Source organism: Fictibacillus sp. B-59209 (assembly GCF_036216745.1).
GTDB lineage: Bacteria > Bacillota > Bacilli > Bacillales > Fictibacillaceae > Fictibacillus_C > Fictibacillus_C marinisediminis.
In genome coordinates, this window is sequence record NZ_JARMMC010000018.1 from 216,310 (window position 1) to 238,320 (window position 22,011).

The following is a 22,011-nucleotide window of genomic DNA, read 5'->3' on the forward strand; positions in this document are numbered from 1 at the left end:
TCACTCTTCCCCCTCTAATTGCTCTATGATCTGCACAGCCATCCGGTTTTTCGATTTACCGGGCTGGGCTAAGAATTTCTTGTTGTTTTCCACAAAAACGTCCAATGGTTCATGGATTCCTTTGTTTAGCTGGATGATGTCACCTGAGTCAAGCTGTAAAAACTCCTCCACCTTCATATTTGCAGAACCAAGTTCTACTACCATCGGCAGTGGTGTCTGCCTGATTTTCTGTTCGATCAGTGCAGCCTCTTCCGGCATGCTGGCTTTTTGATTGTTCTGCATCCAGTAATGAACAGAAAGCTTCGGTATGATCGGCTCCAATACGACATGAGGAAGACAGACGTTCATCATCCCGCTCGTTTCGCCGATCGTTGTTGTCAACGAGATAACAACCACTGTTTCATTAGGCGAGACCATCTGCAGGAACTGAGGATTCACTTCAAAATCCAGTACAACGGGATCGATTTCCATCACATTGTTCCAGGCTTCCTTGTAATTCGCCAGTGCACGTTCAAAAAGCTGAGAGATGATCTTCGTTTCTATTTCTGTCAGGCTGTCTACCTTGTTCATGCTTGCCCCGTAGCCGCCCATCAGCCTGTCAAGCATCGAATAAGCGATGTTGGGGTTGACCTCAACGAGCAGCCTGCCCTCGAGCGGATGGGCTTCAAAAATATTTAAGATTGTCATCCGCGGAATGGAGCGTATAAATTCTTCATAAGGCAGCTGATCGACTGACGCCACTGATATTTGCACATAGGTTCTGAGCTGAGCTGAGAAATATGTCGTCAGCAGCCGGGCAAAGTTTTCATGCACCCTCGTGATGCTTCTAATCTGATCTTTTGAAAAGCGCAGTGCCCGTTTAAAATCATACGTTCTGACTTTTTGTTCTTTCTCTTCTCTCTTCAGCTCTTCCGCATCCATTTCACCTGTGGAAATTGCAGAAAGCAGCGCATCAATCTCATTCTGGGAAAGTACTTCCGCCAACAGCCTCACCCCTTTTCTATGATGAATTTTTTTCTATTGAATAATCTTTTCAATCGTATAAACTCTTTTAATCTTGCCTTCCTGCATCAGTTTGCTAACCTTGCCTTTCAAGGTCCCTTCAAGATGGTTGATCCCTTTTTGGCCTTGCAGGTCACCGGCTTTCATTCCAGACAATTCATAGATAATAATGTTGTTTACTTGGAACAGCCTTTTTTCCAGCTCAGCTTTTGCATCTTCAGTGTCAGCCTGAATTCTGAACTTAATCTTAATGAAAGATTGGTCAGCCAGATTCGTCGTGATCTCTTCCGTCTCAACTGTTACCTTATCCAATTCTTCAGCTGAAGGTTCGGCAACCGCTGCGGTTTTTGATGGCATCTGGAAGAAAACATAATAGCCGATCCCCCCCATGATGACCAAAGCGGCCAGCATGGCGATAAGAATTGGTTTGCCCTTAGACTTTTTAACTTCTTGTTCCATTTACAAATCCTCCTTCTTCAACCCCTGAAGGTGAAACGGAGAAATCTTCCGGTAAAAGGAGACGGCTTTTTCTGCAACCTCAGTTTCTGATTCTTTCACCACAAACTTTTTTCCAGAAGTCAGTGTAATGGTCGTATCAGGAAAAGACTGGACTTGTTCAATAAAGACAGCGTTTAAAGTAAATGTCTCTCCGTTTAATTTAGTTAACATAATCATATTATGGGATATAAGTAAGAGGTTATCTTACTCCATCCTCCCTTCCAGCTTATCGTTTGAGATTGACTAGCTCTTGTAAGATCTCATCGGATGTTGTAATAATCTTTGTATTTGCCTGGAATCCCCTTTGGGCGACAATCATCTCCGTGAACTCTTCTGACAAATCAACGTTGGACATTTCAAGAGCACCAGATACGAGGTCACCAGCTCCATCAATACCTGGTCCCGAAAAAGATGCAGGCAATGCGCCTGAATTGGTTGATGTGCGATATAAATTACTACCTGCCTTTTCAAGCCCTGCTGGATTAGAAACTTTAGCAATAGCAATCGTATTAACAGTCGACGATGTACCATCACTTTGAACGACATTAACGGAACCATCTGCTCCAACGCTAAAACTCTTTGCAGTGGATTCAATCGTAATCGGTAAATTATCTGTTCCTAACAATTCATAGCCGTCTGCATTCACGATTTTACTCTCTGTATCTGAAGTTGGTGTTAAATAAAAGTTACCCGCACGTGTCAAAAACTGCTGAGATCCGTTTTGTACAACAAAATACCCATCTCCAGAAATCCCTAGATCAAGTGCTCTCCCTGTTGTCTGCAAGCTTCCTTGTGTGTCAACCGTGTCGATTGAAGCCAACTGAGAGCCAAGACCCACCTGCTTAGGGTTCGTTCCGGCACCCGCTCCGGAAATCTGCTGGCTTACAAGATCTTTGAACGTCGTCCGGCCTTTTTTGAAGCCATATGTATTAACGTTGGCAATATTGTTGCCGATCACATCTAGTTTGGTTTGAAAGTTTTTCATTCCGCTGATTCCTGAATACATTGAACGTAGCATTATTTGTTCCTCCCCTTAATTAACGGATTGCCTTTATTTACTTGCCTGTACATCTTCATTCGAAACTTTTGTGATCGAATTACTTCCGATTATGTTTCCGTCGGCCAGCTGGAATTTAGCTTCTCCGTTTTCAAACAAGACGGCTTTTACCTTACTTTCTTTTGATTCTGTTTTTACCGCCCCTGACTCATCCTGTGTTTCTTGCAGATACGTAACGTTCTTACCGATTAAACTGCTCTGCTGGATGAAAAGATTGTCATACTGCTGAGCGATAAATTTATCGAAGCTGCTGCTCATATTGGTCATCTGCTCCAGAGAAGAAAAGGTCGCCATCTGCGAGATAAACTCTTTATCTTCCATAGGGCTCGAAGGATCCTGATTCTGCAGCTGCGTCATCAATATTTTCATGAAATCGTCTTTTCCCAAAATGTTCGAACCCGTTTGGTGCTCTTTTTTTTGAAGGTTTGACAGGTAAAGATCATTGCTGATTGATGATGCCATCTTTTATTCCCCGCTCTCTAATTCATCCAACAGGTCACTGAACAGTTCATCCTGTATACCGTCATCCTGCGGCTGTTGCTGATGTTGATGCTGCTGATGAGGCTGCGGGTTCGTATCCTGCTGCTGAAATTTTTGTTCCTGCGGCTGTTCCAGGACAACGATCCGGTCCAGCTGAATGCTGTTTCCATGCAACGCGTTCTTTAATACATGAATTTGGGATTCCATCATTTCTTTTGCACCGACGCTGCTCGTAAGAATTCTGGCTGAAAGCTCACCATTCTTTGAGATGAGCTCAATGTTCAATGTGCCTAAATGCTCCGGAGTCAGCCTGATGTTCAGCTTTGCCATACCGTTTGAAGAAGCCGCAAACTTCCCTGACAAAATAATGTTTTGAAACTCTTTTACAAATTGCTGCTGAGCTGCCTCACTGTTTCCTGATCTCGGCGCGTGCAGAACAAATTGTTCCAGAGGCGGCATATAAGCAGGGGTCTGAGCAGCTGAGAAAACCGGTCGGTCGGTTTGTTTAGTTGCCGGACTATTCCATTGAAACGGCATAACCGGCAGTTCTTTTTTCAGAACAGCACGTTCCATTTTATCGAAAAAGGTTTGAGGATCCAGCGCCTTAAATGGTTTGCCACCGTTTTTCGTCTCCTGTTTATGCAGTTGTTCTATGAGCCCTATTAAAATAGCTTTTGCTGACTTTACTTCCTTTTGGTCTCGTAAAATCGGGAACAGATGCTCAATGTTTTTTTTAATTTCAGTTATTTCAAATTTAACAGGGTCACTCGTCTTGATTGGATCTGTATTCTGTGTTTCTTTGCTGAACTGATGAATCAGTACCGTGATAGCTTTTACTGCAGGCGGAGATTCACTCTTTATCATTTCTGCAACACTCGTTCCGCTTTGGAAGAGCTGTTCGATCTGATGTACGAGGTCCGAAGGCAGCTTCGCTAATAAAGCCTGTACGTCCGGTAAAACCAGGTCCCCTTTCTGAAGAGGCTGATCCTCTTTGTCCAGTGCATAAAGAATGGTTTTAAGCAAACTTTCTAACGATACATTCTCCTGCTTATGCGGAACAGCTGATGCTAAAGCTTGCAGCGCGCTTTCTGACTGTGCAAGACTCATAGAAAACAGAGAAGCCTCCATCTTTTTTCCAGGTTGTTGAGAACCAGACTGCTGTATAACAGATCGATTTCCTAGTAAAGCAATGGGTAAATTCACGTTGAATCACCTCCTCTAATTACTTTGTTTTCAGCATGAGAGTAAGTTCAGCAGCCTTGGAAGGGTCCATTTTCGCAAGAATGCTTCCTGTCACTTCGTCATCAAGCATTTGCAAGATTTCCACTGCATCTTTACTTTTCATTTTAGAGAGGATATCGGCTGAATTTTTTGGTGACATCGTGTTATACCATGCCGCTATTTTCTTTTTATCCGGATTCTGCTGTGAGGAACCTGCCCCTGTATTGCTTGAGTTCTGTGTCTCGCTTGAACTTTGTGCAATTCCTGATTCCGATTGCTTTTGTGCGGCAGCAAGATCTGATTTCAGGCCCTCTGCCTCGGTTTCTTTCTTATCAACATCACGCTGCAGAAGCTTGATCATTCGGTCGCGGTCGCTCACCTTCTTTTTCCAGTACGCCTCCGATTGTGCGTTCTGATCAGCTGGATTTACGGAGCTGTCACCTTTATCGATGAGGGATGACACAACAGGGATGCCGCTTCCGATCTCTTTCGCTTTATCACCGATATTCACACCCATGAACAAGAGGATCAGTGCCAGGATGACGATAACAAATATCACGGGCACTACGATGACGAGCAGGATCCAGGAGAACCGGTTTGTCTTTTCTTTTCTTTCCAACGAGTTCACCTAATTTCATTGGTTAATGTAGCGCAGAATGGAAAACTCATCATTTTGCTGATTTTCTATTCCAGTCACGAACCGCTGGTAATCAGCATGTTGTTTTTCCTTCAGCTTTTCATATTTCTTTACTTCGATGGTTTTTTCGACCAGTTCTTGCTGTGTGATATTCATGATCTCCCGGGCCTTCTGCACCTGTGATTGAACCATGCTGATCTTTTGAGTCAGAGAAAGCAGAAAACGCTGTGTCTGCTGAAGCTCATTGATCACCAGCCTCGTCCTGAACTGTTCATCCGAATGCTGTTCTATTTCCTCTTTTTTCTTGAGAAGATCATAGAGTGATTGCGCCAAGATCTCAAACATTCTTACGCTCTCGCCGTACTCAGATTCCACAGCTTCTTTTTCTTTCGTTTTTAGAGCCAAGATTTTTTCCATCTTAAACTGAAATGCCATGTTACTGTTCTCCTCCAAACTCACTCAGCAAGCGATAAATCGAGTCATAGTATGAAGCCTTTTCATCAACTTCCTGCTTTAAGAAAGACAGGATTTTAGGGTAAGCTTCAATGGCTTTGTCTATTTTTTCTGATGATCCTCTTTTATAGGCTCCGATGGTGATCAGATCCTCCGCATCCGTGTAGGAGGCGAGAAGTTCGCGAAACCGGCTGGCTGCTATCCGATGGTCGCTGTCTACAATATCACTCATTACCCTGCTGACACTTTTCAGCAAGTTTACCGCAGGAAACTGGCCTTTATTAGCCAGGTTCCTGTCCAGTACGAGGTGACCGTCAAGTATCCCTCTGACAGTGTCAGATATGGGTTCGTTCAGATCATCTCCATCTACAAGCACTGTATAAAAAGCTGTTATGGATCCCTGGACATCCGTACCGGAACGCTCTAAAAGCTTCGGCAGCATTGCGAATACCGATGGTGTATATCCTTTCGTTGTTGGCGGTTCACCGACAGCAAGCCCGATTTCCCTCTGAGCCATGGCAAAACGGGTGACCGAATCCATCATCAGCATGACTTCTTTTCCAAGGCTTCTGAAGTATTCCGCAATGGCCGTGGCGGTCAGTGCACCTTTAATCCTCATCAGCGCCGGCTGATCAGAGGTGGCGACAACAACCACTGATTTTCTGAGTCCCTCTTCTCCAAGATCTTTTTCGATAAAATCCATAACCTCTCGGCCACGTTCCCCGATAAGGGCGATAACATTGAGATCGGCAGTAGAGTTTCTAGCGATCATCCCCATCAAGGTTGACTTTCCGACCCCGCTTCCAGCAAAGATACCGACCCGCTGGCCTTTGCCAACCGTGAGGAGACTGTCGATGGAACGCACCCCAAGTTCGATGCTTTCCTGTATCCTCGGCCGTCTCATCGGGTTTGGCGGGTCATTCTCAGAAGGGAAACTGCTTAACCCTTTCAGCATTGTACTTCCGTCCAATGGGTTCCCTAAACCGTCAAGCACCTGTCCGATCAATGCGTGGCCCGCTTTAATCTGAACCGGGCGCCGCGTCGCTTCTACGAGGCTGCCTACTGATATGGATTTTAGTGCCGTAAACGGCATGAGAAGTACATTTTCTTCATTAAACCCAACGACTTCCGCCTTTATCTTCTGATGGTTGCTGCCGCCCGTATGGATATAACACATATCCCCAATTGAAGCTTTCGGGCCACGGGATTCAATCATTAAACCTACCACTCTCGTAACCTTTCCAAAGCGCTTGTAGCTGTCGATCTGATCAATACTTTCCAGGAGGCCATCAGTGTTCATCGTTTTGATCACCTATCGTTTCTATCAGCTTTTCTTTCAGTTCATTGAGCTGGCTGTCCATGCCTCCCTCAATTCTGCCAAACGGAAATTCAACAACGCAGCCGTTTTCGCTGAGTTTTTCATCCGGATAGATATACAGGACGGATGTGTGCATCAAAACGTTTTGTATTTCCTGTTTGGCGTTCAGTGTCGTTTCATACCAGTGCGGATGGACATATAATTTCACTTCAGGATAATCTCTGACTTCTTTTATGAGACCCTTTAAGACCACGGTCCATGCTTCTTTATTTTCTGTCAAAAGTTCACCAACAAGTTTTCTGGCCATCTTTGCTGCCAGTTCGATAATAACGGGTTCAGCAGACTCAACTTGCTGCTGATAATCCTGCTTTGAGCGCTCTACCGTTTCCCTTGCATGACCCAGTAAACTCTCATAACTTGTTCGTCCTTCTATCAAACCTGCCTCAAACCCCTCATGAAAGCCTTCTTTTCTAGCTTCATCGCGCTCTATGATGATCTGTTCGTTCCATTCTTTTTTGCTGTTTTCCAGGAAAGCTTCATGTTCCCTGCGTTCCTTTGCCATTCTTGCGGTCATCTCTTCATAGCTTCGTTCCGCTTCCTCCAAAATGTTCTGCGCTTTCTGCTTGGAGATCTCCATCCTGGATTCAGGCGTAAGATGTTCCTGTTCCATTATTTTTTGCTGTATTTTTTTGATTCCGATTGTACGATTCAAGTCCTGGGTCTCTGCAAAAGAAGATTTAATGATCCTAGACAATAATGTCATCTCCTCCGCCTCTTGCGATTACAACTTCACCAGCATCCTCCAGTTTCCGGATGATTCCGACAATTCTGGATTGTGCTTCTTCTACATCACGCAGCCTGACTGGACCCATAAATTCCGCCTCTTCTTTGAAATTCTCCGCCATACGCTGGGACATGTTTTGGAACAAAATTTCTTTAACTTCTTCACTTGCTGCTTTAAGTGCAAGAAGCATATCTTCGTTCTGCACTTCTCTGATCACGCGCTGTATTGCACGGTTATCAAGGATGACAATATCTTCAAATACAAACATTCTCTTCTTGATTTCTTCTGCAAGCTCCGGGTCTTGAATCTCAAGCGCATCAAGAATGGTTTTTTCCGTCGCCCGGTCTACTCCGTTCAGCACATCCACAACAGATTCTACACCGCCAGCCTGCGTGAAGTCCTGGCTTACGGTAGCAGAGAGTTTTCGTTCGAGGATTTGCTCTACTTCATTAATGATCTCAGGAGAGGTGCGGTCCATGATGGCGATCCTTCTCGCGATGTCCCCCTGCAGCTCCTGAGGAAGTTCTGAAAGAATCTGTCCTGCCTGTGATGAATCCAGATAGGACAGGATCAAAGCAATAGTCTGTGGATGTTCATTCTGTATGAAATTAAGAATCTGTCCAGGATCCGCTTTTCTTGCAAAATCAAACGGCCTTACTTGCAGGGTGGATGTAAGCCGGTTGATGATATCCATCGCTTCCGACCGGCCTACAGCCTTTTCCAGGACAGTTTTAGCGTAACCGATACCCCCCTGAGAAATATAATCCTGTGCAAGAGCTATTTGATGGAATTGTTCAATAATGTTCTCTTTCACTTCTGAATCTACTTTTCTAATTTGTGAGATGTGTAGCGTCAGGCGCTCGATCTCATCTTCATTTAAGTGCTTGTATACCTGGGCTGCCACATCGGGTCCCATAGAAATCATCAGCATGGCAGCTTTTTCTTTTCCATTCAATTCCTTGGCGGCTTTTGCCATAACTAACCTCCTATTCTTCGGATAGCCACGTGCGGAGCAGCTTGGCAAACTCTTCAGGCTTTTCCTTTGCCATTTTTTCAAGTTGTTCTTTTCGGACTTTTCCCTCAGATTCCCGGTCCATGTTCACATCTGGTATATTAAAGAACTCTTGCTCGAACACGACATCTTCTGATACCGGCTCTTCTTCTTGCTTCCTTTTCCTGAGAAGAAGGATTAAGAGAAGAATGATAACGACCAGCAGAATTCCGCCAGCAATGTAGATCCAAAACGGAATAGCTGAGTTAGCCGATGCCGCCGTTCGCTGCTTGCCATTAAACGGTTTGGCTGAAACAAATATCTTTTGGTTGACCTGCTGCTGCGACAGGTTTGCGGCTGTATCTTTTGAGATGCTGGTCCTGACAATATTTCCAAGCATCTGCTGGATGTCATTCAGTGTTCCTTGCTGCAATGAAGTTGGATCGTTTGGCTTAGGCGGCTCTACCATAACCTGAATGCCCAGATCTTTAATCTCGTAAGGACTTTTAACGATCTGTCTTTTTATCCGGTTAACCTCATAGTTGATTCTGTCTTCTTCTTTTTCATAATCGCCGTTGGATCCGTTCGCTCCACCCTGATAGGTTGGCACATCGCTCTGGCCTGTGTTGTCGACCCCTCCAGGAACCGTTCCGTTCCCTGTGAACGTTTCTTTGACTTTTTCAGCACTCAGCTTTATGCCTTCCATCTTGTCCTTATCGACAGGCTCAACGAGTTTTTCTTCTCTTTTTTCTTTTGTAAAATCAATATCAGCTGTAACGGTGGCCACCACTTTATCCGGCCCCATGATCGTACCGAGCATCTGCTGCACCCTCGTTTGCAAATCACGTTCGATATCCTGCTTGATCTGGCGCTGTTCTTCGTATGCCGTCATATCGGAATTCGAGTTTGTTTGGTCAAGCGAAAAGGTATTGGAATATTGATCGGATATCACGATATTCTCGACCGGCAGATTCGGAACGCTTTTAGAAACAAGATGGTACAGTGATTTAACTTGGCTTTGATCAAGTTTATACCCTGGCTTCAGTGTTAGAACGACTGACGCTGAAGAGGTATCTTTCTGGTCATTCACCCAGATGCTCTTATCCGGTGTTGTGATCATCACACTGGCTTCTTCTACACCATTTATGCTTTTGATCAACTTTTCGATCTCTGTCTGTGTTGCTTCTTTTTCTAAAACGCTGAACTCGTTGTCCGTCATCCCGAACCCTTTGTTCTCTCCGAAGTAAGAATAATCAATGCTTCCACTTTTCGGTATGCCCTCTGAAGCAAGTTCGACTTTCAGCTGGTCAACTACACCTTGAGGAACAGAGATGACCTTGCCCCCATTAGAAAGCTCGGATGTGATTCCCTTTGAATCAAGGCTTTCTTTAATTTGACCGGCTTCCTGGGGAGATAGGTCAGAATATAATGGGACTAGCTTCGGTTTTGCTATAAACGTAAACAGAAATGCGGCTGCTATAATAACAAATGCGATGGAACTGATCAAAATGATCTTTTGCTTTTTAGGGCGCTCTTTAAAATTCACATAGATTCTGTTCAAAGTGCTCTTCAGTTTTTCAATCATCGTTTCCCCCGATTAACAATCTCCTCAAGGAAATTCTCTTCTTTTTTTATTTTAAAAAAGTGTTTTCTTCCTACCCCTATAAACCAGCCTGACTATCCGAAAAATTTATTGAATGCTATATTTGTGTACGCATTATCTCTTGATAAGCCTCTATGACCTTATTTCTGATTTCCAATGTTGTTTGCAAGGTTAAGCTGGCTTTCTCCGCAGCAATCATGACTTGATGAAGATCGGTAGTCTTGCCGGTTACCAGATTTTCAGTAGCAGTGTTGGATGCCGTCTGTGAGTCATTGACTTTATGGAGCATGTTGTTCAGCATGCCCGCGAATGATTTCTGAGCATCTGCAGGAGTTTGCTTTCCGGCGGAATACGCATTCTTTACCAGGCCTGCTGCTGATGTAACATTGATAGTATTCATATGTATCTCCTATCCTTCTATCTACCTATTTCCAAAGCTTTTAAATACATTCCCTTAGCTGCATTCAATGCCGTCACGTTGGCTTCATAAGACCGTGTAGAACTCACTAGATCTACCATTTCTTTTAAAGGATCCACATTAGGAAGTTTTACATAACCGTTCTTATCCGCATCCGGATGATCAGGCTGATACACCATTTTAAATGGTGTTTGATCATCTACTATACCATCAACCTTTAATCCTCCACCTGTACCTCCTGAGCGGCCGTCCACGGCTGTTTGAAACATCGTTCTGAATGAAGACCCATTCGGTTCTGTGACGACCATTTTCCTCCGGTAAGGCTCCCACTTTCCATTAACCAATTTTCCTCTCGTTGAATCTGCGTTTGCAATGTTGGAGGACACCACATCCATTTTCAGGCGCTGTGCTGTTAGAGCTGAAGCGGAATTGTTTAACGCATCGAACATACCCATCAATTACTTGCCCCCTTTAATAACCATTTGCAGTGAATTGAATTTTCCGTTCAGCCTTTGAACCAGGGCCTGGTTCAAGATCTGGTTCTTCGCCAGATCGGCCATCTCTTTATCTAAATCCACATTGTTCCCGTTGTTGTTCATCATTGTACTGATGTCCCTTGTCACGGCCATGCTTTGGCCTCCAGACGTACTAAATGGAACATGCCTGCTGCTCGTGCGGTAAGCTGTTAAACTTCCATCGAGCTCAGTTTGAAACTCTACCTTCTTTGCTTTGTAGTTTGGCGTATTGATATTTGCCAGATTGTCAGTGATTGTTTTTTGTTTTAACGCTGTGGCATCTAAGCCTCTTTCAAGCATTTGAAAAATAGAACTTGAAAACATTACTATATCCCCTCTTTTTTACTACTAAATTTTAAAAAGAGTACCAAAAGTTACCGATATTCCATATTTTAAGGCATAAAACCAAAAAGTGTCTATGTATTTTTTACCAAAGTGACTTTTTTCGATAAAAAGAACTACTTTATGTCCAGGTCTTTAGACCTAATAAGTTCTTACTAGAAGCCTGATACACAAGGATTTATTGGATCTGAAATGTCTGGGGACCTCTGCACGGTTCGACAATTTCATCCGATACAAAAAACCCATCCTGCTTTTTAGCAGAATGGGCTCCTTGTGTATGACATGATCTTCAGCTTGTTTTAAGTTTTGATAATTCGAGTAAAAATTTATCGTTAAGCACTTTAATGTATGTGCCTTTCATCCCGAGAGAACGGGATTCGATAACACCTGCACTTTCAAGTTTACGAAGAGCATTTACGATAACAGAGCGGGTAATCCCAACACGGTCAGCGATCTTACTTGCGACAAGCAAGCCTTCGTTTCCTTCAAGCTCTTCGAAAATGTGCTCAATTGCTTCTAGTTCACTATATGAGAGTGAACTGATCGCCATTTGAACGACAGCCTTATTTCTAGCTTCTTCTTCAATCTCTTCTGCTTTTTCATGCAGAATCTCCATTCCAACAACAGTGGCTCCATATTCTGCCAGCAACAGATCATCGTCATTGAAAGAATTGGAAAGGCGGGAAAGAATCAGCGTCCCAAGACGCTCTGCTCCACCGATAATGGGAACAATGGTCGTTAATCCAGAAGAGAAGAGTTCTTTGTTCTCGACCGGAAAAGCCGTATATTCACTTGCAATATCCAAGTTAGATGATGTTTCTGTAACATTAAACAAACCTTTTGTGTACTCGGAAGGAAATTGTCGTTCCTCGAGCATTTTTTTCATTCTCTCATTTTCAATTTCTTGTTTCAAAGAAATTCCAAGAAGCTTTCCTCTTCTGCTGACAACAAAAACATTCGCTTCGATAACATCCCTGAGAGTTTCCGCCATTTCTTTAAAATTGACGGGCTTTCCTCCGGATTGTTGCAGCATCGCATTCAGCTTTCTTGTTTTTTCTAATAAATTCATTTTTCATTTCCTCCTACAGGATATACTGGCTTAAATCCTTATTCTTTGCGATTGTCGCAAGTTTTTCTTCTACGTACTCTGGTGTGATCTTTATGGCATTCATTGTTACATCAGGTGCTTCAAAGGACAGATCTTCAAGCAATCGTTCCAGGATGGTATGAAGTCTTCTTGCACCAATATTATCGGTTTCCTGATTCACTTGGAAAGCAATACTTGCAATCTTAGAAATAGCTTCGTCAGAAAATTCAAGATTTATACCTTCTGTTGCAAGCAACGCTTTGTATTGTTTTAAAAGGGCATTATCCGGCTCTATTAAGATCCGGGTAAAATCCTCGACAGACAGCTTTTCAAGTTCTACCCTGATTGGAAAACGGCCCTGCAGCTCAGGTATGAGATCTGAGGGTTTTGCCATATGAAACGCACCTGCTGAGATGAACAGAATATGATCTGTCTTGATGGATCCGTATTTCGTCATGACGGTAGATCCTTCAACGATCGGCAGGATATCACGCTGTACACCTTCTCGGGAAACATCAGCGCTGTTTTGGTTCTTACCTGCAATCTTATCAATCTCATCAATAAATATAATACCTGTTTGTTCGGTTTTGTAAACCGCATCACTTGTGACTTCATCCATGTCGATCAGCTTGGCAGCTTCATCCTGCGTGAGCACTTTTCTGGCCTCGGAGACCGCCAGTTTGCGTTTTTTCTTTTTCTTGGGGACGATGCCTCCAAGCATATCTTGCATGTTAATGCCGAGCTGATCAAGTCCTGCGCCTTGAAACATATCCATCATGGAATGGTTCTGTTCTTCCACTTCAACGGTTACAAGATGGTTCTCAAGCTCTCCAAGAGCGAGTTTATGGGCCATCTGCCTGCGCTGCTGGCTGATCGATGCATCATCTTCTTTGTCGCTTGGAGCTTGGGCATTATTGCTGTTGTTAGAACCAAAAAACATTTCGAGCGGATTTTTATAGGATGATTCTTTTTGTTTTCCAGGAACCAATAGTTCAACAAGCCGTTTATTGGCGTTCTCTTCCGCTTTATCTTTTACATCATGCATTTTTTGTTCTTTAACAAGACGGATCGATGTCTCCACAAGGTCCCGGACCATGGATTCAACGTCCCGGCCGACATAACCTACTTCTGTAAACTTGGTAGCTTCCACTTTAATAAAAGGGGCGTTCACTAGCTTCGCCAGCCTTCGTGCAATTTCGGTTTTTCCGACACCGGTCGGCCCGATCATCAGAATGTTTTTAGGAGAGATCTCGTCTCTAAGCTTTTCATCGAGTAATCCTCTTCGATACCTGTTCCTTAAAGCAACAGCTACCGCTTTTTTCGCGTCTTTTTGGCCGATGATATACTGATCAAGCTTCTCAACAATCTGCCTTGGAGTTAAATGTGTGTTCATCTCTTCCCACGCTCCTTCTACAGCTCTTCCAAAATAATTTGGTCGTTTGTATAAACACAGATTTCACCGGCAATTTCCAAAGCCGCTCTTGCGATTTCGGCAGCTGACAGATGAGGAGCATTTCTTTTCAAAGCCCTTCCCGCAGCAAGCGCATAGTTGCCGCCGGATCCGATCGAAAGAATGCCATCATCCGGTTCAATGACCTCCCCGGTTCCAGAAATGAGCAGGAGACTTTCTTTGTTCATGACGATCAGCATGGCTTCAAGCTTCCTCAGCACCTGGTCGGTACGCCATTCTTTAGCGAGTTCGACACTGGCGCGTGCGAGGTTACCACTGTATTCCTCCAGTTTGGCTTCGAATTTTTCATACAGCGTAAAAGCATCCGCAACTGAACCTGCAAATCCGGCGAGTACTTTTCCACCGAAGAGTCTTCTAACCTTCTTGGCAGAATGTTTCATGACTACGGCATTGCCAAAGGTAACCTGGCCATCGCCTGACATCGCAAACTGTCCATTATGGTGAACGGCAAAAATAGTCGTTGCATGGAATGTATGGGTCATTAAAAAATCCCTCCTTACTTTCATTTATGCACGAGGATGAGCGTTATTATAAATTTTTTTCAAATGTTCTTTTGTGACATGAGTATAGATCTGTGTAGACGAAAGATGAGAGTGTCCGAGCAATTCCTGCACGGCCCTCAGATCAGCGCCTTCGTTTAATAAATGGGTCGCAAACGTGTGGCGCAGGACGTGAGGGCTGATATGTACGGTTAACGTCGTTTGCTGAATCATGCTGTTTAATACATTTCTGACGGAACGTGCAGAAAGAGAACCTCCTTTATAGTTAAGGAATAGTGTTTTTACAGGCTGGCCGGCTTTCTCTGCAAGCTGTTTTCTTCCATCTTCAATATAACGAGTCAATGCTTCTATCGCATAGCTGCCCAGAGGCACATACCTTTCTTTTTTACCTTTTCCTTTAATGAGCACCGTTTCTATGTAAAAATCGATGTCATCGAGCTGGATCTGGCAGCATTCACTCACCCTGATCCCTGTCCCGTAAAGAAGCTCCAAGATGGCCTGGTTTCTCTGACCCAGCGGATCAGACAGGTCACTGACATGAAAAAGCTGTGCCAGTTCTTCCTCATAGATAAAATGGGGAATGCTCTGGCCTTTTTTGGGCAGAGATGCGGCAGCAAACGGATTATGTTCAACAATCTTTTCCCGGTTAAGAAAACGATAAAAGCTGCGGAGAGACGAAATTTTTTTGGCGACCGTCCTTCTGGAATAGGACTGCTCGTGAAGCCACGTCAAATAATGTCTCACCAAAAGATAAGAAACAGCAGCGAATCCTTCGATTGCTTGCTGTTTCATAAACGTCTTGAAGTGTAAGATCGCTTTTTCGTAATTTTCCGTTGTATGATGTGAACTATTTTTTTCTATTTGCAAATACTCGATAAACATCTTCAAATAGCGGTCATTTAAATCCACTTATCACACCTCACAAAGCCCCTAAATCGTATCACAGATTAGGGGCAATGACAAGTAAGTTCACAATTTTGTTATAAAATTCTGAATTGTTTCCAGCGCTCGATCAGCCAATGCTTCATAACGCTCTTTCTTGTTTCTAATGCGGGTTTCAAGAGCAGGAAGCAACCCGAAGTTCGCATTCATCGGCTGGAAGTTCTTCGCATTAGCCGTCGTAATGTAGTGGGCCATGCTGCCGATTGCTGTTTCCTGAGGGAACTCCAGAAGCTCTTTTTCTTCCATAAGCCTTGCCGCATTGATTCCGGCGATCAGTCCCGAAGCTGCGCTTTCCACATAGCCTTCAACACCTGTCATCTGGCCCGCGAAGAAAAGATCCTGTCTGTCTTTAAACTGATAGGTCTTCTCTAAAAGATTCGGGGAGTTAATAAATGTGTTTCTGTGCATCACACCATAGCGGACGATCTCCGCTTTTTCAAGCCCGGGAATCAGCTGAATGACTTCCTTCTGCGGACCCCATTTCAGATGCGTTTGAAAACCTACTATATTATAGAGAGTTCCTGCGCTATTATCCTGTCTTAGCTGAACGACTGCATATGGCTGTTTGCCGGTTTTTGGATCCTCAAGCCCTACTGGCTTAAGCGGGCCGAACAGCATCGTTTTCTTGCCTCTGGAGCCCATGACTTCGATCGGCATGCAGCCTTCGAAGAAAATCTCCTTTTCAAACTCTTTTAAAGGCACCGTTTCAGCAGAGATCAACGCTTCATAGAAACGGTCAAATTCCTCTTCTGTCATCGGGCAGTTTAAATAAGCAGCCTCACCTTTATCATAGCGGGATTTTAAATAGACTTTGTCCATATCGATGCTCTCTACATCGATGATCGGTGCTGCCGCATCATAAAAATACAAATAATCCTCGGATGTCAGTGTTCTTAATGACTCTGATAGTTCCTTTGATGTGAGCGGGCCTGTAGCGATCACAGTCGGCCCTTCAGGAATTGACGTTACTTCCTCTTCAAAAACCGTAACGTTCGGATGGTTCTTAACCCGATCTGTAACCATCGCAGCAAATTCGTGGCGGTCGACGGCAAGGGCCCCTCCAGCCGGCACCGAACAATCATCCGCTGAAGCAATGATCACCGAATCCAGCTTTCTCATCTCTTCTTTCAGCACACCAACCGCATTGGTCAATGTATTGGAGCGAAGAGAGTTGCTGCAGACAAGCTCTGCAAACTTATCTGTATGGTGAGCTGGCGTCTGTTTCTTTGGCCTCATCTCATATAAGTGGACTTTAATTCCTCTTTTGGCGAGCTGCCAGGCTGCTTCACTTCCCGCTAGCCCGGCGCCGATTACATTTACAAAATCGTTCATTCTGTGAAAAACTCCCCTTTAACCTTGCTCCTCAGTGTAATCACAAGAGATACACTGTACAACTTTTCCTTTTTTCGTCTTCTTTTCAACAAGAATTTTACTGCATTTCGGGCATGTTCGGCCGACAGGTTTATCCCATGAAACAAATTCACACTCTGGATACCTGCTGCAGCCGTAAAAGATTCTCCGCTTTTTGCTCTTACGTTCGACGATTGTTCCTTCATGGCATTCAGGGCATTCAACACCCGTGTCTTTTACAATTGGTTTTGTGTTCCGGCATTCCGGAAAATTGGAACAGGCCATAAACTTGCCATAGCGCCCCATCTTAAAGACCATTTCGTGCCCGCACAATTCACAGTTCTCACCGGCAGGTTCATCTTTGATCTCGACTTCCTTCATTTCCTCTTCTGCGACAACCAGCTGTTTTTCAAAGCTTTTATAAAACTCATCAATAACTTCGTTCCAATGCTTGTCGCCGTCTTCGATTTCATCGAGATCCGTTTCCATCTGAGCAGTGAATTCTACGTTAAACACTTCTGAAAAGAATTCAAGTGTCAGTTCAAGAACGACTTCTCCCAGCTCGGTCGGCTGAAACTTCTTGTCATCGAGCATAACGTAGCCTCGCTTTTGGATCGTATCCAATGTCGGGGCATACGTTGAAGGGCGTCCAATACCGAGTTCTTCCATTGTTCTGACGAGCCTTGCCTCACTGTACCTTGGAGGCGGCTGTGTAAAGTGCTGAGTCGGTTCGATTTCTTGTTTTTCGGCCGTCTTGCCTTCTTCAAGATTCGGGAGTAAACGGTCTTCATCTTTCTTGCCGTCATCGTTTCCTTCAATATATACCTTCATGAATCCAGGAAATTTCACTTTTGAACCATTGGCACGGAAAATTACTCCCTGATTCTCGAGATCAACAGTCATGGTGTCCAAAACAGCTGAAGACATCTGGCTCGCAATAAAACGCTCCCAAATTAATCGGTATAACCGGAGCTGGTCACGGCTCAAATACTCTTTTAATTCTTTAGGATGTTTGGAAGCAGAAGATGGTCTGATCGCTTCATGGGCATCCTGTGCATTTTTGCCCTGTTTTTTCTCTGCGCGATTACCTTGGTCCGCATACTCCTGACCATATTCTTCTGTAATGAAAGTTTTCGCTTCCTCTTTTGCAAGATCTGAGATCCGGGTGGAATCCGTTCTCATATACGTGATTAGACCGACCGTGCCTTCTTTTCCGAGGTCGATTCCCTCATAAAGCTGCTGTGCAAGCATCATCGTTTTCTTCGCTCTGAAGTTCAGCTTTCTTGCTGCTTCCTGCTGCAATGAAGAAGTAATGAAAGGCGGTGCAGGATTACGTTTTCTCTCCTTCTTCTGAACCGAAGCGATTGAAAAGGTATTTCCTTTTAGCTTGCTTAAGACTTCCTTGACTTCCTCTTCATTCGATAACTCTTTCTTCTTGCCGTTGATACCATAAAAATTGGCTTCAAACTCTTCTTTGCCATAGGAGAAAGCGGCTTTAATCTTCCAGTATTCTTCAGGAATAAAAGCCTTGATTTCTTTTTCTCTCTCCACGATCAAACGAAGAGCTACGGTCTGTACCCTTCCGGCACTGAGGCCTTTTTTCACTTTCTTCCATAATAAAGGGCTGATCTTATAGCCTACGAGACGGTCGAGTATACGGCGAGCCTGCTGGGCATCAACGAGATCCATGTTTATCTTTCTCGGCCGTTTAAACGAGTCTTTAATAGCATTCTTTGTAATCTCATTAAAAACAACCCGGCATTCAGAATCCAGATCAATATCCAGGCTGTGGGCAAGGTGCCAGGCGATCGCTTCGCCTTCTCTGTCGGGGTCAGATGCGAGAAAAATCTTTTTTACTTTTTTGGCCGCTGTCTTCAACTCTTTTAAAACAGGCCCTTTTCCCCTGATTGTTATATATTTTGGATTATAATTCTCACTAATTTCTACTCCCATTTGGCTTCGGGGCAGATCTCTAACATGGCCCATCGACGCCTTAACGATATATTTGCTTCCCAAATACTTCTTTATCGTTTTTGCTTTGGCGGGAGATTCAACGATTACTAAATACTCTTCCATTTTCAGTGCATCCCCCTTTAAGGGTTTAATCAAATCTTCCCTATTATTAAATAGACTCTCATCATTTGTCAAACGGTTTTCAATTATTGCCAATCGAATAAAGAGAAATAACAGGGACTAATACTTCATTCTGACCTAATATATCAAACTTAATTCACTTAAAATATCCTCAGCTTCCATTACAAGCTTGGCTCCCTGCTGAATCAGGCGGTTAGTGCCTGATGCACATTCATCCAATATGGACCCTGGAACAGCAAATACTTCCCTTCCCTGTTCCATTGCTTGATCTGCTGTAATAAGAGAACCGCTTCTTTCCCGCGCTTCCACAACGAGAGTACCACGGGTTAATCCGCTGATGATTCTGTTCCTTTGCGGAAACTGCCATTTTCTTGGCGGCAGATCATACGGATACTCAGACAAGAGAAGGCCTTTTTTTGTAATCCGGTGTGCCAATGCAGTGTTGGCCGTGGGGTAAATACGGCCAATTCCTGACCCGAGTACTGCAATCGTACTGCCTGACTGCTTTAAAGTCAATTCATGGGCATGGGTATCGATCCCTGCAGCAAGCCCGCTGACCGTTACCCAGCCTTTTTCCAGCAGGGGCATAAGCACTTTATTCAGGCTTTTTAATCCGCCCTCGGTGGGATTCCTGGTTCCTACTACACTAATAGCGAGAGGAGCTGACAGCGCCTCTGTGTTCCCTTTGCTGTACAACACCCAGGGCGAATCAAAAATATGGCGGAGAGGAACAGGGTAATGACTATCAAAATATGTATGTATTTTTATATTATGCTTTCGGTATGTTTGTTCGATGGAGCGGTAAGACAGCTTCCGGATATCTTCTAAAAAATCATTGCTGTTCTGATGACTCATACGGAACCGTTCTATAAGCTCTTTCTTGCTCAATTGAAAAACAGCTTTTAACTCCGGGTCAAATGCTAAGAATGACTGGATGGCTTTCCACCCTGCTCCGCGGCAATGATGAAGAAGAATTAACCGTTCTCTGTCCATAGTCTCCTCCAATAAAACCAAAATTTTTTTAAAAAAAGCTCCCAAAAACGGGAGCTTTATGCTTATACATTCGCTTTATGAGTTGTGCAGCGGTCAAGAAGCCCTTTTTCCTTAAGTGCAGAAACAAGTGTTTCTCCCATAACTGAAGGAGTTTCAGCGACTTTAATTCCGCATTCCTGCATGGTTTTGATTTTTTCGGCAGCTGTACCTTTACCGCCGGAAATGATCGCACCGGCATGGCCCATACGTTTTCCTGGAGGCGCTGTTTGACCGCCGATGAAACCGACAACAGGTTTTTTCATGTTGGCTTTTACCCATTCAGCAGCTTCTTCTTCAGCTGTTCCGCCGATTTCACCGATCATGATGACAGCATAAGTATCTTCATCTTCATTAAATGCTTTTAGCACATCAATGAAATCTGTTCCATTTACCGGGTCTCCGCCGATTCCTACTGCTGTAGATTGGCCGATTCCGCGCTGTGTAAGCTGGTGAACCGCCTCATAAGTCAATGTTCCGGAACGGGATACAACCCCAACGTGCCCTTTTGTATGAATGTACCCAGGCATGATACCGATCTTGCACTCATCTGGCGTGATAACACCCGGGCAGTTAGGACCGACAAGACGAGTTTTCTTGCCTTCCATGTAACGTTTTACGTTAACCATGTCCATAACCGGAATACCTTCTGTAATACAGATAGCAAGATCAAGTTCTGCGTCAACTGCTTCCACGATGGAATCAGCGGCAAATGCAGGCGGAACATAAATGACAGAAGCCGTAGCACCTGTTGCTTTAACCGCTTCTTCAACTGTATTGAAAACAGGAAGGCCTTCTACTTCCGTACCGCCTTTACCCGGTGTAACACCGCCGACAATTTTCGTTCCATATTCAAGCATCTGCTGTGTGTGGAACAGGCCTACAGATCCTGTAATCCCTTGCACGATGACCTTTGTGTCTTTATTAATAAAAATACTCATCTATTTTCTCCACCCTTCTACCTTATTTCGGGGAATTTATTTTACTAAAGAAACGATTTTCTCAGCACCGTCTGCCATGGAATCTGCAGAAGTAATGTTCAATCCAGATTCATTAAGGATTTTCTTGCCAAGCTCTACGTTCGTACCTTCTAAACGGACAACCAGCGGCATGTTTAACCCTACTTGTTTTGTAGCTTCAACTACTCCGTTAGCGATAACGTCACATTTCATAATTCCGCCGAAAATGTTAACGAAAATCCCTTTAACTTTTTCATCAGAAAGGATAATTTTAAATGCTTCTGTTACTTTTTCAGCAGTTGCACCGCCGCCTACATCAAGGAAGTTGGCAGGGTCTCCGCTGTAGTGTTTGATGATGTCCATCGTTGCCATAGCAAGACCAGCGCCATTAACCATACATCCGATGTTTCCATCAAGGGAGATGTAGCTCAAGTCATATTTGGAAGCTTCGATCTCTTTTGCATCTTCTTCTTCAAGATCGCGGTACTCAAGAATGTCCTTTTGGCGGTAAAGCGCATTTGAATCAAAGTTTAACTTCGCATCAAGTGCCATTACGTTGCCGTCACCTGTTACAACAAGCGGGTTGATTTCTGCGATAGAGCAGTCTTTTTCAACGAAAGCTTTATAAAGTCCCATCATGAACTTTGCCGCTTTGTTCACAAGCTCTTTCGGGATGTTAATGTTGAATGCTAAGCGGCGAGCTTGGAATGCTTGAAGCCCGATCGCTGGGTCGATGACTTCTTTGAAGATTTTCTCAGGCGTCTTTTCAGCCACCTCTTCAATTTCAGTACCGCCTTCTTCAGATCCCATCATGACAACGCTTGATGTTGCGCGGTCAAGCACGAGGCCGATGTAATATTCTTTCTTGATGTCGCAGCCTTCTTCGATAAGCAAGCGTTTAACTTCTTTGCCTTCAGGGCCTGTTTGATGAGTGACAAGCACTTTCCCCAAAATTTCATCCGCATATGTACGAACTTCATCAAGGTTTTTAGCCACTTTAACACCGCCGGCCTTTCCTCGTCCGCCAGCGTGGATTTGAGCTTTAACAACAGTAACAGCGCTTCCTAATTCTTTTGCAGCTTCAACTGCTTCTTCTACGGAATACGCTACTTTACCGTTAGGAACAGCCACACCGTACTTTCTTAGTACCTCTTTACCTTGATACTCGTGGATATTCATTCTCCATCCTCCTATCATGTTCAAAACTAAACTACCGATACCATTTTATATAATAGAAGCCGAACTGTCTACCATTCTACA

The 22,011-nt window shown here is 44.0% G+C and carries 24 protein-coding genes; all 24 read right to left on the reverse strand.

Annotated elements, in window-relative coordinates:
* Positions 1-987, reverse strand: coding sequence for a flagellar motor switch protein FliM (gene fliM, locus P4361_RS13895; protein ID WP_265410539.1), 987 nt, complete (start codon positions 985-987; stop codon positions 1-3).
* A gap of 30 nt (positions 988-1,017) precedes the next feature.
* Entirely contained in the window at positions 1,018-1,461 is a 444-nt protein-coding gene (gene fliL / locus P4361_RS13900) for a flagellar basal body-associated protein FliL (RefSeq protein ID WP_265407669.1), read from the reverse strand.
* Positions 1,462-1,677 (reverse strand): flagellar FlbD family protein, encoded by a 216-nt coding sequence (locus tag P4361_RS13905; protein WP_062231759.1) that lies wholly within the window; start codon positions 1,675-1,677, stop codon positions 1,462-1,464.
* Between the two features lie 49 nt (positions 1,678-1,726).
* A complete protein-coding gene (flgG, locus tag P4361_RS13910; RefSeq protein ID WP_091005440.1) occupies positions 1,727-2,518 on the reverse strand; it encodes a flagellar basal body rod protein FlgG in 792 nt (263 codons plus the stop codon).
* Positions 2,519-2,551: 33 nt separating this feature from the next.
* The gene (gene flgD / locus P4361_RS13915) at positions 2,552-3,019 is read right to left on the reverse strand and encodes a flagellar hook assembly protein FlgD (protein ID WP_328089786.1); all 468 of its coding nucleotides are present in this window, start codon (positions 3,017-3,019) and stop codon (positions 2,552-2,554) included.
* Between the two features lie 3 nt (positions 3,020-3,022).
* Complete coding sequence (locus P4361_RS13920) at positions 3,023-4,240, reverse strand: flagellar hook-length control protein FliK (protein ID WP_328089787.1); 1,218 nt, start codon at positions 4,238-4,240, stop codon at positions 3,023-3,025.
* Positions 4,241-4,259: 19 nt separating this feature from the next.
* Entirely contained in the window at positions 4,260-4,877 is a 618-nt protein-coding gene (locus tag P4361_RS13925; protein ID WP_256225767.1) for a MotE family protein, read from the reverse strand.
* Positions 4,878-4,892: 15 nt separating this feature from the next.
* A complete protein-coding gene (gene fliJ, locus P4361_RS13930) occupies positions 4,893-5,330 on the reverse strand; it encodes a flagellar export protein FliJ (RefSeq protein ID WP_328089788.1) in 438 nt (145 codons plus the stop codon).
* A gap of 1 nt (position 5,331) precedes the next feature.
* On the reverse strand, positions 5,332-6,648 hold the full coding sequence (fliI, locus tag P4361_RS13935; protein WP_328089789.1) for a flagellar protein export ATPase FliI: 1,317 nt from the start codon (positions 6,646-6,648) through the stop codon (positions 5,332-5,334).
* Positions 6,638-7,420, reverse strand: a complete 783-nt coding sequence (gene fliH, locus P4361_RS13940; protein ID WP_197275462.1) for a flagellar assembly protein FliH — start codon at positions 7,418-7,420, stop codon at positions 6,638-6,640. The genes fliI and fliH overlap by 11 nt, the downstream gene beginning before the upstream one ends.
* Complete coding sequence (gene fliG, locus P4361_RS13945) at positions 7,413-8,426, reverse strand: flagellar motor switch protein FliG (protein WP_256225765.1); 1,014 nt, start codon at positions 8,424-8,426, stop codon at positions 7,413-7,415. The genes fliH and fliG overlap by 8 nt, the downstream gene beginning before the upstream one ends.
* 10 nt (positions 8,427-8,436) lie before the next feature.
* The gene (gene fliF, locus P4361_RS13950) at positions 8,437-10,026 is read right to left on the reverse strand and encodes a flagellar basal-body MS-ring/collar protein FliF (RefSeq protein ID WP_328089790.1); all 1,590 of its coding nucleotides are present in this window, start codon (positions 10,024-10,026) and stop codon (positions 8,437-8,439) included.
* A gap of 115 nt (positions 10,027-10,141) precedes the next feature.
* Positions 10,142-10,444 carry a flagellar hook-basal body complex protein FliE gene (gene fliE / locus P4361_RS13955; protein ID WP_091005427.1) on the reverse strand — a complete coding sequence of 101 codons (303 nt, stop codon included), beginning with the start codon at positions 10,442-10,444 and terminating at the stop codon, positions 10,142-10,144.
* Between the two features lie 17 nt (positions 10,445-10,461).
* Positions 10,462-10,917, reverse strand: coding sequence for a flagellar basal body rod protein FlgC (gene flgC, locus P4361_RS13960; protein ID WP_328089791.1), 456 nt, complete (start codon positions 10,915-10,917; stop codon positions 10,462-10,464).
* Between the two features lie 3 nt (positions 10,918-10,920).
* Entirely contained in the window at positions 10,921-11,307 is a 387-nt protein-coding gene (gene flgB / locus P4361_RS13965) for a flagellar basal body rod protein FlgB (protein ID WP_328090022.1), read from the reverse strand.
* Positions 11,308-11,608: 301 nt separating this feature from the next.
* Complete coding sequence (gene codY, locus P4361_RS13970; RefSeq protein WP_053354500.1) at positions 11,609-12,388, reverse strand: GTP-sensing pleiotropic transcriptional regulator CodY; 780 nt, start codon at positions 12,386-12,388, stop codon at positions 11,609-11,611.
* Between the two features lie 13 nt (positions 12,389-12,401).
* The gene (gene hslU / locus P4361_RS13975; protein ID WP_053354501.1) at positions 12,402-13,799 is read right to left on the reverse strand and encodes an HslU--HslV peptidase ATPase subunit; all 1,398 of its coding nucleotides are present in this window, start codon (positions 13,797-13,799) and stop codon (positions 12,402-12,404) included.
* A 17-nt stretch (positions 13,800-13,816) separates the two neighbouring features.
* Positions 13,817-14,359: an ATP-dependent protease subunit HslV gene (gene hslV, locus P4361_RS13980; RefSeq protein ID WP_062231737.1), complete on the reverse strand. Its 543-nt coding sequence runs from the start codon at positions 14,357-14,359 to the stop codon at positions 13,817-13,819.
* Between the two features lie 24 nt (positions 14,360-14,383).
* A complete protein-coding gene (gene xerC / locus P4361_RS13985) occupies positions 14,384-15,286 on the reverse strand; it encodes a tyrosine recombinase XerC (protein ID WP_256225762.1) in 903 nt (300 codons plus the stop codon).
* A gap of 60 nt (positions 15,287-15,346) precedes the next feature.
* On the reverse strand, positions 15,347-16,651 hold the full coding sequence (gene trmFO / locus P4361_RS13990; RefSeq protein WP_256225761.1) for an FADH(2)-oxidizing methylenetetrahydrofolate--tRNA-(uracil(54)-C(5))-methyltransferase TrmFO: 1,305 nt from the start codon (positions 16,649-16,651) through the stop codon (positions 15,347-15,349).
* Between the two features lie 18 nt (positions 16,652-16,669).
* The gene (gene topA / locus P4361_RS13995; protein ID WP_256225760.1) at positions 16,670-18,745 is read right to left on the reverse strand and encodes a type I DNA topoisomerase; all 2,076 of its coding nucleotides are present in this window, start codon (positions 18,743-18,745) and stop codon (positions 16,670-16,672) included.
* A gap of 135 nt (positions 18,746-18,880) precedes the next feature.
* Positions 18,881-19,756, reverse strand: coding sequence for a DNA-processing protein DprA (gene dprA / locus P4361_RS14000; RefSeq protein WP_328089792.1), 876 nt, complete (start codon positions 19,754-19,756; stop codon positions 18,881-18,883).
* 62 nt (positions 19,757-19,818) lie between these two features.
* Positions 19,819-20,733, reverse strand: a complete 915-nt coding sequence (gene sucD / locus P4361_RS14005) for a succinate--CoA ligase subunit alpha (protein ID WP_091005419.1) — start codon at positions 20,731-20,733, stop codon at positions 19,819-19,821.
* A 36-nt stretch (positions 20,734-20,769) separates the two neighbouring features.
* On the reverse strand, positions 20,770-21,930 hold the full coding sequence (gene sucC, locus P4361_RS14010) for an ADP-forming succinate--CoA ligase subunit beta (RefSeq protein WP_328089793.1): 1,161 nt from the start codon (positions 21,928-21,930) through the stop codon (positions 20,770-20,772).
* Between the last annotated feature and the right edge of the window lie 81 nt (positions 21,931-22,011).

Bases quoted from the DNA above. Each gene is read 5' to 3' on its own strand.
- hslV (WP_062231737.1), bottom strand. From the start codon at position 14,359: ATGACCCATACATTCCATGCAACGACTATTTTTGCCGTTCACCATAAT.
- flgG (WP_091005440.1), bottom strand. From the start codon at position 2,518: ATGCTACGTTCAATGTATTCAGGAATCAGCGGAATGAAAAACTTTCAA.
- fliI (WP_328089789.1), bottom strand. From the start codon at position 6,648: ATGAACACTGATGGCCTCCTGGAAAGTATTGATCAGATCGACAGCTAC.
- sucD (WP_091005419.1), bottom strand. From the start codon at position 20,733: ATGAGTATTTTTATTAATAAAGACACAAAGGTCATCGTGCAAGGGATT.
- dprA (WP_328089792.1), bottom strand. From the start codon at position 19,756: ATGGACAGAGAACGGTTAATTCTTCTTCATCATTGCCGCGGAGCAGGG.
- flgC (WP_328089791.1), bottom strand. From the start codon at position 10,917: ATGGGTATGTTCGATGCGTTAAACAATTCCGCTTCAGCTCTAACAGCA.
- sucC (WP_328089793.1), bottom strand. From the start codon at position 21,930: ATGAATATCCACGAGTATCAAGGTAAAGAGGTACTAAGAAAGTACGGT.
- fliG (WP_256225765.1), bottom strand. From the start codon at position 8,426: ATGGCAAAAGCCGCCAAGGAATTGAATGGAAAAGAAAAAGCTGCCATG.
- topA (WP_256225760.1), bottom strand. From the start codon at position 18,745: ATGGAAGAGTATTTAGTAATCGTTGAATCTCCCGCCAAAGCAAAAACG.
- hslU (WP_053354501.1), bottom strand. From the start codon at position 13,799: ATGAACACACATTTAACTCCAAGGCAGATTGTTGAGAAGCTTGATCAG.
- flgD (WP_328089786.1), bottom strand. From the start codon at position 3,019: ATGGCATCATCAATCAGCAATGATCTTTACCTGTCAAACCTTCAAAAA.
- fliE (WP_091005427.1), bottom strand. From the start codon at position 10,444: ATGAATACTATCAATGTTACATCAGCAGCAGGCCTGGTAAAGAATGCG.
- fliJ (WP_328089788.1), bottom strand. From the start codon at position 5,330: ATGGCATTTCAGTTTAAGATGGAAAAAATCTTGGCTCTAAAAACGAAA.
- fliL (WP_265407669.1), bottom strand. From the start codon at position 1,461: ATGGAACAAGAAGTTAAAAAGTCTAAGGGCAAACCAATTCTTATCGCC.
- codY (WP_053354500.1), bottom strand. From the start codon at position 12,388: ATGAATTTATTAGAAAAAACAAGAAAGCTGAATGCGATGCTGCAACAA.
- fliF (WP_328089790.1), bottom strand. From the start codon at position 10,026: ATGATTGAAAAACTGAAGAGCACTTTGAACAGAATCTATGTGAATTTT.
- trmFO (WP_256225761.1), bottom strand. From the start codon at position 16,651: ATGAACGATTTTGTAAATGTAATCGGCGCCGGGCTAGCGGGAAGTGAA.
- P4361_RS13905 (WP_062231759.1), bottom strand. From the start codon at position 1,677: ATGATTATGTTAACTAAATTAAACGGAGAGACATTTACTTTAAACGCT.